Raw genomic sequence first — 15,353 nt, 5'->3', positions numbered from 1 at the left:
GTCTCCCCGCCGGCCTTAGTCGCGCAGCAGCTCATTGATCGAGGTTTTCGAACGGGTCTGGGCATCCACCTTCTTCACGATCACCGCGCAATAGAGGTTTACGCCATTCTTGGACGGCATTGAGCCCGCCACAACCACAGATCCAGACGGCACCTCGCCATAGGTAAATTCGCCGGTTTCGCGGTCCACAATCTTGGTCGATTTACCGATGAAAACGCCCATGCCCAACACCGACCCTTCGCGCACGATGCAGCCCTCAACCACCTCGGAACGCGCGCCGATAAAACAGTTATCCTCAATGATCGTCGGCCCCGCCTGCATGGGTTCCAGCACGCCGCCGATGCCCACACCGCCCGACAGATGTACGTTCTTGCCGATCTGCGCGCAGGAACCGACGGTCGCCCAGGTATCAACCATCGTGCCCTCATCGACATAGGCGCCGAGGTTCACGAACGATGGCATCAACACAACACCCGGCGCGATAAACGCGGATTTGCGCACCACGCAATTGGGCACGGCGCGAAATCCGGCCGCTTTCCACTGATTGTCGCCCCAGCCCGCAAATTTGCTATCGACCTTATCCCACCAGCCGCCTTCCTGCGGGCCACCGCCCTGACGTTCCATATCCTTGATGCGGAATCCCAACAGAACGGCCTTTTTCGCCCATTGGTTCACATGCCAGTCACCGCTTGCCTGCTTTTCCGCAACACGCAGCTTGCCGCTGTCGAGTGCCGCCAACGTGTCTTCGATGGCGTCGCGGGTCTCGCCGGTGGTGGCTGGGGTGATCGTGTCACGCGCCTCCCAGGCGGCTTCGATGGCGGTTTCAAGCTGTGCGTTGGACATAAGGCCCCCAAAGGAAAAGAATGTTAATGCACGGCCTATACAAGCGCTGGACGGTGCACGCAATCACTCACGACCCCGCCGCGCGCGCCAAAGCCATTGCATCTTGGGGCACAACATGTCCCCCTGCCACAAATCGAGTTTCCGGAGAAAACGTGATGAACAAATCCCGACACCCCTTGCGTGATGCGCATACAGACCGTGATGCCACCAGGGAGGTTCCGGACACGCCGCAAACCCGCGCGCCCGCTTATCGTCTAGCCTTTGCCGATGATGATTTCATGTGCCGCGAAGAATTGCGCCCGGTGCGGTTGCAACTGGAACTGCTGAAACCGGAAATGATGCTGGATGCGCATAGGATCACCAGCACCATCGTGTTGTTTGGCGGTGCGCGTATTCCCAGCCCGGCAAATAAGGACAAGGCCCGCACCAGGACGCTGGCGGATCTGTCGCATTTCTATGACGAAGCGCGCGAATTTTCTCGGCTCATGACACTCAAGAGCCTGCAAAGCGACGGGCGCGAGAATGTCATCGTCACGGGCGGCGGTCCCGGTGTGATGGAAGCCGGCAATCGCGGTGCCCTTGATGCGGGCGGCCATTCCATCGGGTTGAACATCGTGCTGCCGCATGAACAGGCCCCAAATGAATATGTGACGCCGGAACTGTGTTTCAATTTCCACTATTTCGCGATCCGCAAGATGCATTTCCTGATGCGCGCGCGTGCGATCTGCGTCTTTCCGGGTGGTTTTGGTACGCTCGATGAATTGTTTGAGGCCCTCACCCTGATCCAGACCGGGCGCATGCAGCCGGTGCCGGTTTTGCTCTTTGGGCGCGCGTTCTGGGAAGGGATCATCAACTGGGAGGTCCTGGCGGATGCGGGGACGATTTCGGATGAGGACCTGTCGCTCTTTCGCTTTGTCGACAGCGCGTCCGAGGCCATGCATCTGATCGAAAACTGGCAGGAATTGCCGACACGGGATAAATTACCGGGGCGCGGCTAGGGAACCTTTTCCAGACACAGGGCGTTGACCTTCCGAACAGTCACTCACGCACCCCCTGAGGTCGTGAATTTTAATTGGAGGCTCTAAACATGGCACAAGCACGCACCAACGGCAAAACAGAAGTTACAGATGTCACCGCCCAGATTGACACAATCAAAGAAGACATCGCGGCTCTGACCGGGCTGATGTCAGAGTTGGCAAAGGACAAGAAAGACGACGCGGCACAGGAGGCCAAAAACCGGGCCAAGGCTGTTAAGGCCTCTGCCACTCAATCGGTCGAGACAGCGCAGACAAGAGCCGTTGAAACGGGAGAAAAGCTCTATTCCGATGCCGAAGCGGCTTATCACAAGGCCGAAGATTCGGTGCGCCAGCAACCGGCGATGGCCGTTGGAATTGCTGCTGGCTTGGGCTTCCTCTTTGGCATGATGACAGCACGCAGGTCCTGACATGTTGGATCGCCTGCAACATCGGATCCGTCAAACCGCTCAGCGTTTCGCGCTGGGTGGTATTGGCGCGGTCCTGGCACTCGTCGGCCTTGGTTTCCTGAGCGCATCGGTCTTTATGCTCCTGCTGACCCAGACCGATCCAATCACCGCCTGCGCCATCATGGGGGGCGGCTTCTTCGGTACGGGTCTGATCATCACGTGGCTGGCAGGAGCGCCGAACAAACCCCGCTCATCAGATGACAGCGCAGCCAAACAAGAAGCGATGCCGCCCATCGCAGCGGCCTTCATGCAGGGCATGGCGCAGGGCATGGCGGTAAAGCAAACACGCTAGCAACCCTCCGATAGGCTGGATCAGGCGCAACTTGGAGCGCCCGCTTCCAGATCAATGAGGTGGCTCAAATCGCGTTCGGGCAGCGCGCCGATAACAAGCGTACGCCCGATCATCGCACCGGGTGTGCCGGGAATACCCAAAGCGCGTCCGAGCGCCAAGGCATCCTCGATCCGCAAATCCATTGCCCCGCTTCGCGCCTCCTTCATGATGCGCTGCGCATCGAGGTCGAAACGGTCCGCAACGTCCCTGACACCGGCTATCGCAGGGCGCAGGATGCGCTGCATCATATCGAGGTGAATTGCCTTGTGATCATGCTGCGTGCTGGCGGCCAAGGCCACGCGCGCGGCCCAACGCGACCGCTCCCCGAGGAGCGGCAGCTCGTGAAATCTAAGATCAATCAAAGCGCCCCCGGCCTCCAAATCGGCCAATCGCTTGTCCAAAACGGCGCAATAGGGGCAATAATAATCGCTGAAAACCGCAACCGGAACGCGCCCCGGCATCGCTTTTTCTGGAAAAACGGCGCGACACAGGTTCTGCGGCAACCGCCCGTTTGCAGCGATTTCCTGTGGCGTTTGCAGTCCGGTGAAAAAATCCGGTGCACCGCTGATGTTGCCGCGCTCTAACCGGCGAAATCCCGGCATTCCGGGCAGGTCGGAAAACTCAAACGCCTGCTCACGCCGCCGCAAAAAAGGTGGAATGGCAATGGCGACCGCGAAAATACCACCAATGACCAAGGCGTCCCTGCGCCGCATTAGGCGCCCGTCATACCCGCGTCTGCCTCGATCTGGCGGCGGGACTTGCGCGCGCGCTCGGTTGCGGATTTTAACTGGCCACAGGCCGCCATGATGTCCTCACCGCGCGGCGTGCGCACGGGCGAGGCGTAGCCCGCATTATAAACGATGTCCGCAAAAGCACGGATGCGGTTGTTGGAGGAGCGTTCATAGGGCGCGCCGGGCCACTCATTAAACGGGATCAGGTTGATCTTGGCCGGGATGCCCTCGATCAGTTTGATCAGCCGATGCGCGTCTGCGTCACTGTCATTCACCCCTTTCAGCATCACATATTCAAAGGTAATCCGCTCGGAATTGGACACTTTGGGATAGCTGCGCAGCGCTTCCAGCAGCACCTCCAAATTCCATTTCTTGTTGATTGGCACCAGCTTGTCGCGCACCTCATCGGTGGTGGCATGGAAACTGATGGCAAGCTGGCAACCGATCTCTTGCGCCGTGCGCGCAATCTCGGGCACAACACCGGATGTGCTCAGGGTGATACGGCGACGGCTCAACTGGATACCCTCAGGGTCCATCGCGATCTTCATCGCATCGCGCACGTTTTCGAAATTATAAAGCGGCTCGCCCATGCCCATCAGCACGATATTGCTCAGCAACCGCGCTTCATAGGTACGTGTCCCCGTCTCGGGCCATTCATCCAGATCGTCGCGTGCCATCATGATCTGGCCGACGATTTCACCGGCGGTCAGGTTGCGCACCAACTTCTGCGTGCCGGTATGACAAAACGAACAGGTCAGGGTGCAGCCCACCTGCGAAGACACACATAAAGTCCCGCGTCCCTCTTCGGGGATATAGACAACCTCCACCTCATGCCCGCCCGCGATGCGCACGAGGTATTTGCGCGTGCCATCCTCGCTGACCTGTTTGGACACGACCTCCGGCACCTCAATCACGAAACGCTCTTTGAGATCGGCACGAAACGCCTTGGACAGGTTCGTCATCAGGTCGAAATCACGCACGCCCCATTGATAGATCCATTGCCAGATCTGCCCGACGCGCATCTTGGCCTGTTTCTCCGGCGTACCGGCGGCAATCAGAACATCCCGCATGCCCGAGCGCGTGAGCCCGACAAGGTTCACCGGTCCCTCCGGCAATTTGCGCGGCATGGTGTGGACGTCTTGCGTAATCGGCGCGGAGGCGGACATGGCGATTCCTAACGTGGCGAAGATTGGCCCCTATATAGAGGTTTGCGCCAGGATCAAAAGGAAAACACCCGGATCATTAACCGGCGCAGCGCTTTTCGGCCTCTTCAAGGGCTGCGGTGAAGCCGAGCAGGGAAAACGTATCTTCGGTTTTCGTACCGCGTGTCGACACGCCCGACACCACGGCATTCGCACCCTTTTTCATCGCCGCCACGATCTTTGCGTCTTCGGCTTCATTCTCGGGCCAGGCCCATTCGCCATCCGTGAACAATGCAAAATCCGAACCGCTGATGTTGAGGTTGACCTTGGACCCGCTGGCGAATGGATAGCCGCCGTTGAACGTCACCTGCGCCTTCGCATTGGCGGCCGGACGGAACAGCACCATCAGCAAAATATCACCCCGCGTGACGGCCACGACACGCCCATCGCGGGTGTTGACCGTCTTGTCGGGCACCGCAACACCCCAGCATTCCTTGGGGTTGGTATCCTCGAACACGCTCCAATCGGTCTTTTCCGCGACCAGGTTACTGCTCTGTCCCTGCGCTTGCACAGCAGCACCTGACAAGGCCAAAGCCGCAACCAGCCCAATAAAAATTCCATTCATCCGCATATCTAACAGCCTCCAGCCGCCCATAGCCTCAATATATCCGCGATCCGCCCGGCGCACCTTTTTCGGTGCGCTCTCTTGCAGGACCGGGTAAACTTCTCGACAACTGGCACAGTAACGCAAAATCCGCGATGCACGAAAGAGCGATTAGCAGGTTTTTGCCAAAATCATGAGGGATAAAATGACGCAAGCCACTCCAATGGTCGAAATGTGGCGCGGCGATTTTCTGGAGAGCGCCCATTCTGGCCATGCGGTGATCTGTGATGCGGGCGGCCAGATCGTGCAGGCCTGGGGGGACCCGGACAAGATCGTTCTGTCACGCAGTTCCACCAAGATGATACAGGCCTTGCCGCTGATCACGTCCGGGGCTGCGGATCGCGCCGGTCTGAGCACCGAGCAACTGGCCCTGGCCTGTGCCTCCCACAATGGTGCCGCCATTCACACTCGCCGGGTCGAGGCCTGGCTCGGCACGCTTGGGCTGAGCGATGCGGCGTTGCGATGCGGGCCACAGATGCCGGATGATCGAACAGCGCGCGAAAAGCTGATCTGCGATCACGGAGCCCCTGGCCAGTGCCATAATAATTGCTCCGGCAAGCACGCGGGGTTCCTGACCCTGTCCCACCATCTTGACGCGGGTCCCGAATACATCGACCCGGACCATCCGGTGCAGCGCGCCTGCCTTGAGGCCTTCGAGGCGACGACGCGGGAAACTTCGCCCGGCTATGGCATTGATGGGTGTTCAGCACCCAATTACGCCGCCAGCCTGCATGGGGTTGCGCGCGCCATGGCACATTTCGCCGCCGCACCGACGGGGAGCGCCGAAACACGGCTACATGAGGCGATGCGTCTGCATCCCGATCTGGTCGCCGGAGAGGGTCGCGCCTGTAGCGAACTGATGCGCGCGATGGAGGGCAAGGTTGCGGTCAAAACCGGTGCCGAGGGTTTTTTCACCGCGATCCTGCCGGAGCAGAAACTGGGGATCGCGCTGAAGATCGCCGATGGCACGACACGCGCCGCGGAATGCGCCATTGCGGCCATTCTTGTGAAGCTGGGCGTTTTGGAGTCCGACCATGCGGCAACGCGCAAGCGGCTCAACGCACCCATTACCAATCGCCGCAAGGTGCAAACCGGCTGGGTCAGGGCCGCATCCGCGTTGTTATGACCATATACGCCCGTTCAGGGAGTGATAAAATCGCTGCTGGCATAGCCTTGCAGGAACAGGAGCGCGGTGAGGTCGCCATGGTTGATGCGAACGTCACATTGCGCCGCAACAGAGGGTTTGGCATGAAGGGCAACCCCCGTACCGGCCCGCGCCAACATGCCCAAATCATTTGCGCCGTCCCCGACCGCAAGCACATCCGCTTCCGTCAATCCCAGACGGGTTGTGATCTCGACCAGAGCGTCAACCTTGGCTTGCCTGCCTAAAATCGGTGTGCCGACCTCGCCCGTCAAAGCGCCCCCCTCTGAGACAAGCGTATTCGCGCGGTTTTCATCAAAGCCGAGCCTGGTCGCAACAGCCGCCGTGAAATCCGTAAACCCACCGGAGACCAACGCCGCATAGCAGCCCTGCGCCTTCATCGTAGCCAATAATACGGCACCGCCCGGCATATATGTGATGCGCTCTTCAAGAACCTTCCGGATCGTTGGGATCGGCAGACCGCACAAGAGACCGACGCGTGCGCGCAATGCCTCCTCGAAGTCCAGCTCCCCATTCATGGCCCGCGCGGTGATGTCCTTGACCCTGTCACCGACACCGGCCTCATCCGCCAGTTCATCAATGCATTCCTGTTGGATCATCGTGCTGTCCATGTCGGCCAGGAGCATTTTTTTGACACGGTTTTCAGTTGGTTGCACGATCAGATCGACACCCCGTTTCTGCGCCTCTCGCCAAACATCCCAGCGGTTGCCCCGAATCTGAGCGAGTGAAAACTCAGCCGCCTCATCCGGCGCCAACCAGATGACATCTCCGCCGCCCCAGGCATTGCGCAGCGCGGTTACGAAAGCCGGTTCAAGGTTTCGTAGCGCCGGTGCGCACAGAAGAGTGGCAGTATACATAAGTCAGGTTTCCGATCGGAGCAGGTGTGTCGCAAAAAAGCGAATTTGCGGCGTTCTAGCCCCGTTTTTCCCGTTGTACCAGAGCCGCAAGTGCCATAGGTTTGGCGGCGGGATACCGTTCCCTAACAAAGGGTCCAAGTCATTGTTATATTTCCTTTTATTTACAGATACTTGGTTACACCTTGCTTTTGTCTTGTGTCTATTTTGTGCCAAAAAGCGCATCTGTGACGGTCGGATCATCCATCGCATGGGCATAGAACTTCATGACTGTTCCAACATCTTTCCAGCCACCCCGCAACGCAACAGTCTTGGGGTCTATCCCAGCTTGCAACATTGAGGTAGCAAAGCCGTGGCGACAACAGTGGGGTGACAGCTTTTCGATACCTGCACGCTCAATAACATTGTTCAGACCTGTCCCACACTTTCAGCAGAGGCGTACTGAAACACCAGACTGTCGGGTTTGCGGTTTGAGGGACTGTTTGCCAGTGTCGCAATGACTGGCGGCGACAGGTGCGCAAGCTGATCAATGTTCTCGCACTGTGAGCGCGATTAAAGCATTTTGCATTTAATCTGAGGCATATCCGGCAGCTTTGAGGAGGTTCCAGCATTCGCTTGGATCAAACAGATCACAAATGTCGCCGAGGGCCTGGAAGTTTGTATCAAACGTTTTTGGTCCGATCCGTCTCAGATGGGCTTTGAGCTTTGAGAAAGCCATCTCGATCATTGCCCGGCAGGGTATTGCGCAGCAATGTCGCGAGAGGTGGGGTTGAGGTCGCGGGAGTAGGGCGGGCAAGAACAGGAACCAGCAGCCGCGCTTTCTTAACGCCTGCGCTGCGCGGGGGCTTTTGTGGGTGGAAAGATTGCCCCTTGGGGTGCCTTCAGGAAGCTGGTTTCGCCGCACCGCTTACTGATCAAATTTGAATGTTCCTTGTGCAAAGAGTATCAAACAGCGCATCCTGCTCCCCGACGAACCAAGGATCAGGGAAGAGTAGTTTGGCGAGTTGCTATGATTGACCGGGACGGTGACGCATTGCACGAAACCTGAACTTCAAAAGTGAGTTACGGGGACAAGTTGAAATGAAGACGCCAATCCTGAGTTGTATATGTGCTGTCGTTTTGCTTGGCACGGTGGAGGCGTCCGCCGAACAACAAGATAAATCACCGATGTCTTCGGCTGACAACAACACGCCGAAATCAATTGCGTGCGCCCAGGAACGTGGCGAGTCGCTTGGTCAATGCAGCTACCGCATCAAACGGGATGAGAAAGGGAAAACCACGGTGACGGTGGTTTTCGCGAATGGCTTCGAGCGGGGACTCTTATTCGAAGGTAGTAAATTCCTGAAGGCAAGCGTAACAATGTCCGGTGTCGGCACCAATGCCGATTGGAGCCTCAAGTACGGTATCCACGTGATTCATGTTGACGGTCAGCGCTACGAGTTGCCCGACACCCTGTTCGCGGGCAATTGATTTGGGCGTATTCTAACGGCGTCATTTCGTCCAAAACATTCAACAAAACACCCGCGCCACTTCCATAGCGCGGAGTCTCTTTTGAAAAACTACTTCATGCTTTCTGCTGTTACTTTGTAGATTTCGCCCTCGTCAGTGGCGACGTATAACGCATTGTCCGGCCCCATCACGAGACCACGGAATCTCGCCGAAAACCCGAGAGGCATCCGAGTGATTCCATTAATACCCAAGCCGTCAGGCGTAATGCTGATCAGGTCAATTCTTGAGCCTGCTGGCGTATCCCCAAAAGCGATACCCATAATGCCGACTGCCAAGCGGCCCTCGTAGATGCCCCAATTCTCGCCTCTGAGAAAGGCGGCGGAACCAGTGCCTTGAGAGTACCCATTGTTGTTCCAAGTGGCTGGCATCAAGTCATCAAAACGCGTGTCACTCATTGGCGTGTACGCAGCACGTATCGCTGGGTCAACAGCGTCCAGCTGGTTCGGCTCATAACCACAGTACTGATCCGGGCACTCACCTCTGCCACCTGTGTTCTGAGCGGGATCCCATCCGGCGTTACCACCGTTTACAAGTGCTGTGATTTCGTCGTTATGCCACGGGCCATGCTCTGCCGTGAAAGCCTTTCCGTCGCTTGGGCGGAAATCTATCCCTTGAACGTTTCTGTGCCCGTAAGTGTAGATGCGCTTGTCAAAACCTTCGGGGGGATTGTTGTCCGGGTGAGCATTTCCATCCGCATCGATCCTAAGAACTTTGCCACAAAGGAGTGTTCCGTCCTGCGGACAAATCCCTCTGTGACGATCACCACCAGCGACCCAGAGATAGCCGCCGGGTCCAATGCGGATTCTACCGCCGTTATGGGCCCCCGGTCCGCCAAAGGGCTGATCGGAGTCAAACGACTTATATTGAATATCTGTAACAATATCGGTCCTGTCAGACACGCTTTTCAGGTCTTCGCTGACCTTGAACCTCATTACGATGTTGCCGTCACACCTCTCGAAATTGGTCTTGCAGCCATCGCCGTGATATTTGGATGAACTCGAATAGACATACAGGGTACGATTTTTCGCGAAATGCCTATCTGCTACCACGCCAAGCATACCGGCTTGCCCTTCGCAGAACAGATCACTACCGGCATCTGAAAAGCCCTCGGAATCCTTCATTCCGTACAGAGCATTTACGGTGCCATCTTTCGTTCTTACAGAAAGACCGCCGCATTTTTCAGTGAAGAACATTGTACCGTCCGGCAAGAAAGCCATGTCCCAAGGAGCTTCCCGCCCCTCCAAGACAACCGATGAAGTGATTTTGGGTACGTCCATCGCTCCTTGGTGTCCGTCTGACCATGCAGCGGATGCTGTCGTCATCACGCTGAGTGCCACGACAGCTGATAAAAGCTGCTTTTTCATAGTATCCTCCAATTCGTCTTCACTTTTTGACGTTATGAGGTCCAATGCTCGAACGAATACAACTTGAGCGTCAAGAGAAAGTTTGCTTGGCTCGTAAAGTAAACAGCAAAACACGCCATGGGCACTGCCCGGGTAGTGTCGCAAACTTTTGGAGCCCTGTTGCACTTCTCGGCAGTGACGTTCATCGGGCAGCCTTTCGACATCTCATTCAAGGTTTAAACGATTGATCAGTTTCAAAGGCGCGCATTTTCCGAAATCGGTGATCCTATACGCGGTCTATTTCTACGTTCGGTTTGCGGTATCGTATCGGGATCTCGAAGAAATCATGAACGAGTGCGGCGTCGATGTTGATCATGCAACGCTTAATCGATGGGTCGAGAAATATTCTGTCGCCGTTGCCGGTGAGGCGCGTTGTCAGAAGGCGTCGACCGGTCGATCTTGGCGGATGGACGAAACCTATATCAAGGTCAAAGGCCAGTGGACATATCTCTATCGAGCGATAGACAAATACGGCAATACCCTTGATTTCATGCTGTCCGAGCGACGTGATGAGGCGGCAGCAACCGCATTCTTCGCCAAGGTGATCGCCAGTAACGGCTGGCCGGACAAGGTTTTTATCGACAAGAGCGGATCAAACGCGGTCGGTCTGTTCAACATGAATTGCCTGCTGGTGATGCATAACTGGTGTTGGCTGATCGAGATTCTGCAGGTGAAATATCTCAATAATATTATCGAACAGGACCACCGTTTCATAAAAAAGATCACCCGCCCTATGCAGACCTTCAAATCGTTCAATTCAGCCGCGTCCACTCTGGCGGGCATCGAAGTCGCCCACATGATCCGCAAAGGACAATTCGACCGACCAGGGTTGTCCGGCTTCGAACAGTTTGCCGAGCTCGCTGGATAATTGTATCCTAGCGAGGCCCCATCTCGCCTCACGACAAAGTTTGCGACACAACCTCGCACCATTCTAACGAAGCGCCAGCGCTCTGCTATTTTTGACCTGCCTACGGACGAACCCTCATTGCTGCGCCACTACACATTGGCGGATGATGACCTTGAATACATTCACACGAGACGCCGTTCACACTACCGTTTCGGTTTTACTTTGCAGCTTTGCAGCTTTGCGCGTTGCGTTTCCCCGGGCGCTTGCTTGTGCCAGGTGAAGTAATCCCTCAGGAGATATCACGGTTACTTGCCGCACAGCTGGGCCTGAAACCCGATGATCTAATGGGGTATGCTGCCCGCGAAGAAACGCGTCATGAGCATCTCGCTGCCCTGCGCGATATCTACGGGTACAAAATGTTTTCCGGGCGGGGCGCAGGCGATCTGAAGGCTTGGCTTGTAAGGGAAGCTGAGGTGGCGGGCTCAAACAAGGATTTGGCCCGGCGCTTGGTAAAGCAATGTCAAGGCGCGCAGATCATGCTGCCTGGAATATCGGTCATAGAACGCCTATGCGCTGACGCCCTTGTCGCCGCTGAACGACGGATTGAAACACGTATCGTCGATCGCCTGAGTGGCCCAATAGAACCCCAGCTTGATACTCTGCTGGCTGAAAGCGCAGATGGTCGGGTAAGCCGGTTGATCTGGCTGCGCCAATTTGAGGTTGGTAAGAACTCGGCCGACATCAGCCGATTGCTGGATCGGCTGGAGTTTTTGCAAGGCATTGAGCTATCCCTTGATGTGTTGGACGGCGTCCCACCGCACTAGGTGACCCGCCTTCGCCGCCAGGGCGAGCGCTACTTTACAGATGGTTTACGGGATATTTCCAGCGATCGACGGCTGGCCATTCTTGCAGTTTGCACCGTGGAGTGGCGCGCTGACATTGCCGACGCAATTGTGGAAAACCATGACCGGATTGTTGGCAAGATCTGGCCGGATACGAAGAAACAATGCGATGCACAGATCAATGGCGCAAAGACATCACTGCAGGACACTCTGCGCTCTTTTAAACGTCTGGGCGCGGCATTGCTCGAAGCAAAAGACGATGATGCGCCGCTTGATCCGGCTGTTGCAACCGCCTGTGGATGGCACAAGCTGGAAGGCCTTGTGGCAACGGCGGCGCAGCTGGGCGATACCATGTCAGCCGAGCCTTTGACCCATGTAGGACAGGGCTATCACCGGTTCCGTCGCTATGCACTGCGAATGCTGCGAGCGCTGGACATCAAGGCGGCAACAGTTGCGGAACCGTTGATGGCCGCCGCCAGTATCATCAGGAAAAACAAAGATGTAGCAGAAAAGCCCAGGACCTTCTTGCAACGCAACTCAAAATGGCATCATCATCTCAATGTACAAGAATCTGATGGCCACCGGCTATGGGAGGTTGCAGTAATGTCCCACCTGCGTGATGCCTTCCGGTCCGGCGATATCTGGCTATCACACTCCCGGCGCTACGGCGATCTGAAGCAGGCTTTGGTGCCGATTGAAACAGGGAAGGCCACGCCCTGTTTAACGGTTCTGTTCGATCCTGAGTAATGGCTGAATGACTGCAAAGCGCGTATGGCGCAGGGCCTGAAACGCCTAGCCGCCGCCAAAGCCGGTGCCAGTCCGGGTGGTTCCATTGAGAATGGCATCCTGAAAATTGACCGCCTGACCGCCGCCGTTTCTGCTGAAACAGATGAGCTTGTCCTTGATCTCTACCGACGTCTGCCGGATGTACGGATTACAGACATGCTGCTGGAAGTGGACGAGGCCACGGGTTTTACCGATGCGTTCACCCATCTGCGCACGGGCGCACCCTGCAAGGGCAGAATTGGGCTATTGAATGTCCTGCTCGCAGAAGGTCTTAATCTGGGACTCAGCAAAATGGCTGAAGCTACAAACACACATGATTATTACCAGCTCTCGCGCCTGTCACGCTGGCATATTGGAAGTGATGCGATCAACCGGGCATTGGCCATGGTGATAAAGGCACAATCTGCCTTACCCATGGCGGTAGTGTCGCCATGTTTCTTTTGCTTTCTAATAGGGGATTGTCCATTTTTGATTGTGATATGGGTTAAGGAGCATGCTCAGTGCCCGAATGCCACCAACCGGATCAAGTATCTCAAACGTTCGTTTGTGAAACATGCTGATCGGCTATGCCCGCGTCTCCAAAGCAGACGGCAGCCAGACGCTCGACCTGCAACACGATGCCCTGCTCGCCGCCGACGCGCCGGATGACCAGATCTATTCGGATCAGGCGTCGGGAAAGAAAGATGACCGGCCCGGACTCGAAACCTGCCTCAAGGCTCTTCGGAACGGCGACGTGCTGGTTATCTGGAGACTGGACCGCCTTGGCCGCAGCCTTCACCACTTGGTCAAGACCGTTACCACACTGTCAGATCGCGGTATCGGTCTCAAAGTGCTGACCGGCCAAGGGCCGCAAATCTACACAACAACAGCCGCTGGCCGGTTGTCCTTCGGCATCTTCGCTACTCTAGCTGAATTTGAAAGTGAATTGATCCGCGAACGCACAATGGCTGGATTAGCTGCCGCCCGAGCGCGGGGCAGAAAAGGCGGATGGAAATTCGCGTCATCAAAAGCCCAAGTGCGCATGGCGCAAGCCGCAATGGCAAACCGTGACACGTCAGTTTTTGAGCTCTGCAAGGAATTAGCCGTGAAGCCCGTCACGCTTTACCGCTACGTCAACCCAAATGGAAATCTTCAAGACTACGGAAAACGCGTGCTCAATCCTTAGCGTAGGATTTAACACTCAGCCGGAGCAGACCCCGGGAAGCGAATATGTCTGTTGCGACTGCTTAGGTTGCGGGTGTGCCACGGATCGTTGCATGTACGCCGCCGTTTCAAGGCAAGCCAAATCCGGCGATGATTGCAGCGATGCATCTGGGCGGCGCGAATGAGATTTATGTCTTGGGCGGCATTCAAGGCATTGGTGCGATAGCTATCGGCACTGAAACGATCGAGCCGGTGCATATGCTTGTTGGCCCCGGAAATGCCTTTGTCGCCGAAGCTAAGCGACAGCTTTTTGGTCACGTGGGCATCGGCCTTTTTGCTGGCCCGACAAAGGCGATGGTGATCGCTGACGAAATGGGGGCAGACGCAGAGCTTTGCGCCACTGACCTGTTGGGACAGGCCGAACATGGGTACAACAGCCCTTGTATTTTGTTGACCGCAGCCGAAAAGCTTGCTCGCGACACGATGGATGAAATTACCCGTCTGCTGACAATTTTGCCGACGGCTGATACGGTGGCGATATCTTGGGGAGAGTATGGTGAGCTGATCGTTGTTGACAGCTATGATGAAATGCTGGCCGTCGCCGATGAAATTGCATCAGAACATGTGCAGGTTATGACCGACCGCGATGACTGGTTTTTAGAGAATATGACCTGCTATGGCGCGCTGTTTTTGGGTGCGCGCACCAATGTGGCCAATGGCGATAAGGTGATCGGGACCAATCACACGTTACCAACCAATAAGGCGGGGCACCATACGGGTGGTCTTTGGGTCGGTAAGTTTCTGAAAACCCATGGCTATTAAAAGATCACAACCGATGCGGTTACCACGATGATCGGGGAATATGGATCGCGGTTATGCATGCTTGAAGGGTTTGCAGGCCATGCGGAGCAATGCAATGTGCGGGTAAGGCGATATGGCGGTGTGAATGTACCTTATGCCACCGGCGCACCATACCGAGACACCGCAGAATAAGGAAAAAGGGCTCTGAAATCAGAGCCTTTTTTGGTTTTAGGCGCTTGGACTTAGTTGCGTTTATCGAGCCCATGCCGCCAGTCGTTCCATCCACCATCGACCGAGGAAGAGGCTGCGTGCCATTCAGGCATAGCCTGCCCTGTGGCAGGATCTTTGTCGGGGATCGGTAACATCATGATCCGTTTGCAAGCACGTTTGTAGTCCTCGTCCGTCAGGAACTCTTCTTGGATATCGTCCCAATCACGGCCGCCAGGATAGCCGCCACACATATGGATATCTTCGGATTGGCTGGTCATTTCATGGCTGACACCTGCGGGCATCACAATAACATCGCCTGCCTCAATACGGACCTTGGTCCAGCCACCGTCGCCAACGGATAAATTGAATGCCATCCAGCCTTGCGCACAGCCCAGACATTCATGGGTCGTGGAATGAAAATGCGCATATTCATACACACCCGGATAGTCCCAGTTATTGGACCAGCCATTTGACCGAAAACGCTCTTTGATGGCATTGGCGCCGCCACCGGGGACAGCATTACGATGCACGAGCAATGGAAAGCGGCTATTGGGGATCATCCCGTCAGGCTGGGACGCGTAGCTTTCTGTAGTGATTGACAA

The 15,353-nt window shown here is 56.2% G+C and carries 15 protein-coding genes and 2 pseudogenes; 9 read left to right on the top strand and 8 right to left on the bottom strand.

Annotated features, from left to right (window positions below; all coding sequences use genetic code 11):
* Positions 1 to 15: 15 nt before the first annotated feature.
* Positions 16 to 843: a 2,3,4,5-tetrahydropyridine-2,6-dicarboxylate N-succinyltransferase gene (dapD, locus tag ROLI_RS00195; protein ID WP_187430712.1), complete on the bottom strand. Its 828-nt coding sequence runs from the start codon at positions 841 to 843 to the stop codon at positions 16 to 18.
* A 155-nt stretch (positions 844 to 998) separates the two neighbouring features.
* Here dapD and ROLI_RS00190 point away from each other — a divergent pair, with 155 nt between their 5' ends.
* The 3 genes from ROLI_RS00190 to ROLI_RS00180 all read left to right on the top strand — a co-directional run bounded on the left by ROLI_RS00190 (position 999) and on the right by ROLI_RS00180 (position 2,618).
* Positions 999 to 1,841 carry a TIGR00730 family Rossman fold protein gene (locus tag ROLI_RS00190; protein WP_187430713.1) on the top strand — a complete coding sequence of 281 codons (843 nt, stop codon included), beginning with the start codon at positions 999 to 1,001 and terminating at the stop codon, positions 1,839 to 1,841.
* Positions 1,842 to 1,930: 89 nt separating this feature from the next.
* Complete coding sequence (locus ROLI_RS00185) at positions 1,931 to 2,287, top strand: YqjD family protein (RefSeq protein ID WP_187430714.1); 357 nt, start codon at positions 1,931 to 1,933, stop codon at positions 2,285 to 2,287.
* A 1-nt stretch (position 2,288) separates the two neighbouring features.
* Positions 2,289 to 2,618 (top strand): phage holin family protein, encoded by a 330-nt coding sequence (locus tag ROLI_RS00180; protein ID WP_187430715.1) that lies wholly within the window; start codon positions 2,289 to 2,291, stop codon positions 2,616 to 2,618.
* Positions 2,619 to 2,638: 20 nt separating this feature from the next.
* Here ROLI_RS00180 and ROLI_RS00175 read toward each other — a convergent pair whose 3' ends face one another.
* The 3 genes from ROLI_RS00175 to ROLI_RS00165 form a co-directional block, all read right to left on the bottom strand.
* Positions 2,639 to 3,370, bottom strand: a complete 732-nt coding sequence (locus ROLI_RS00175; RefSeq protein ID WP_187430716.1) for a DsbA family protein — start codon at positions 3,368 to 3,370, stop codon at positions 2,639 to 2,641.
* Positions 3,370 to 4,554 (bottom strand): 23S rRNA (adenine(2503)-C(2))-methyltransferase RlmN, encoded by a 1,185-nt coding sequence (gene rlmN, locus ROLI_RS00170; RefSeq protein WP_187430717.1) that lies wholly within the window; start codon positions 4,552 to 4,554, stop codon positions 3,370 to 3,372. Before rlmN ends, ROLI_RS00175 begins: the two co-directional genes overlap by 1 nt.
* Before the next feature lie 76 nt (positions 4,555 to 4,630).
* Entirely contained in the window at positions 4,631 to 5,161 is a 531-nt protein-coding gene (locus tag ROLI_RS00165; RefSeq protein ID WP_187430718.1) for an invasion associated locus B family protein, read from the bottom strand.
* A gap of 178 nt (positions 5,162 to 5,339) precedes the next feature.
* Here ROLI_RS00165 and ROLI_RS00160 point away from each other — a divergent pair, with 178 nt between their 5' ends.
* Positions 5,340 to 6,320, top strand: coding sequence for an asparaginase (locus tag ROLI_RS00160; protein ID WP_187430719.1), 981 nt, complete (start codon positions 5,340 to 5,342; stop codon positions 6,318 to 6,320).
* Positions 6,321 to 6,334: 14 nt separating this feature from the next.
* On the opposite strand, the gene serB is transcribed toward ROLI_RS00160, so the two are convergent.
* Positions 6,335 to 7,213, bottom strand: a complete 879-nt coding sequence (serB, locus tag ROLI_RS00155; protein ID WP_187430720.1) for a phosphoserine phosphatase SerB — start codon at positions 7,211 to 7,213, stop codon at positions 6,335 to 6,337.
* 199 nt (positions 7,214 to 7,412) lie between these two features.
* Positions 7,413 to 7,610 carry a tyrosine-type recombinase/integrase gene (locus ROLI_RS23760; protein WP_350340421.1) on the bottom strand — a complete coding sequence of 66 codons (198 nt, stop codon included), beginning with the start codon at positions 7,608 to 7,610 and terminating at the stop codon, positions 7,413 to 7,415.
* Positions 7,611 to 8,290: 680 nt separating this feature from the next.
* On the opposite strand from ROLI_RS23760, the gene ROLI_RS00145 reads away from it, so the two are divergent.
* Entirely contained in the window at positions 8,291 to 8,680 is a 390-nt protein-coding gene (locus tag ROLI_RS00145; RefSeq protein ID WP_187430721.1) for a hypothetical protein, read from the top strand.
* A gap of 89 nt (positions 8,681 to 8,769) precedes the next feature.
* Here the strand turns inward: ROLI_RS00145 and ROLI_RS00140 are convergent, their stop codons facing one another.
* Complete coding sequence (locus tag ROLI_RS00140) at positions 8,770 to 10,083, bottom strand: sorbosone dehydrogenase family protein (protein ID WP_262386549.1); 1,314 nt, start codon at positions 10,081 to 10,083, stop codon at positions 8,770 to 8,772.
* Positions 10,084 to 10,306: 223 nt separating this feature from the next.
* Here ROLI_RS00140 and ROLI_RS00135 point away from each other — a divergent pair, with 223 nt between their 5' ends.
* From ROLI_RS00135 to hisD, 4 genes and pseudogenes are all read left to right on the top strand, one after another.
* The gene (locus tag ROLI_RS00135; RefSeq protein ID WP_338469208.1) at positions 10,307 to 10,990 is read left to right on the top strand and encodes an IS6 family transposase; all 684 of its coding nucleotides are present in this window, start codon (positions 10,307 to 10,309) and stop codon (positions 10,988 to 10,990) included.
* Positions 10,991 to 13,017, top strand: a pseudogene (locus ROLI_RS00130) (Tn3 family transposase); the annotation flags it as partial.
* Between the two features lie 133 nt (positions 13,018 to 13,150).
* Positions 13,151 to 13,762, top strand: a complete 612-nt coding sequence (locus tag ROLI_RS00125) for a recombinase family protein (protein WP_187432253.1) — start codon at positions 13,151 to 13,153, stop codon at positions 13,760 to 13,762.
* A gap of 38 nt (positions 13,763 to 13,800) precedes the next feature.
* Positions 13,801 to 14,733 (top strand): annotated as a pseudogene (gene hisD / locus ROLI_RS00120) (histidinol dehydrogenase); the annotation flags it as partial.
* 50 nt (positions 14,734 to 14,783) lie between these two features.
* On the opposite strand, the gene ROLI_RS00115 reads toward hisD, so the two are convergent.
* Complete coding sequence (locus ROLI_RS00115) at positions 14,784 to 15,353, bottom strand: hypothetical protein (protein ID WP_187432252.1); 570 nt, start codon at positions 15,351 to 15,353, stop codon at positions 14,784 to 14,786.

The organism is Roseobacter fucihabitans (genome assembly GCF_014337925.2).
Classification (GTDB): domain Bacteria; phylum Pseudomonadota; class Alphaproteobacteria; order Rhodobacterales; family Rhodobacteraceae; genus Roseobacter; species Roseobacter fucihabitans.
Note: the sequence above shows the minus strand (reverse complement) of the source record. Positions and strands in the feature narration are given on the sequence as shown.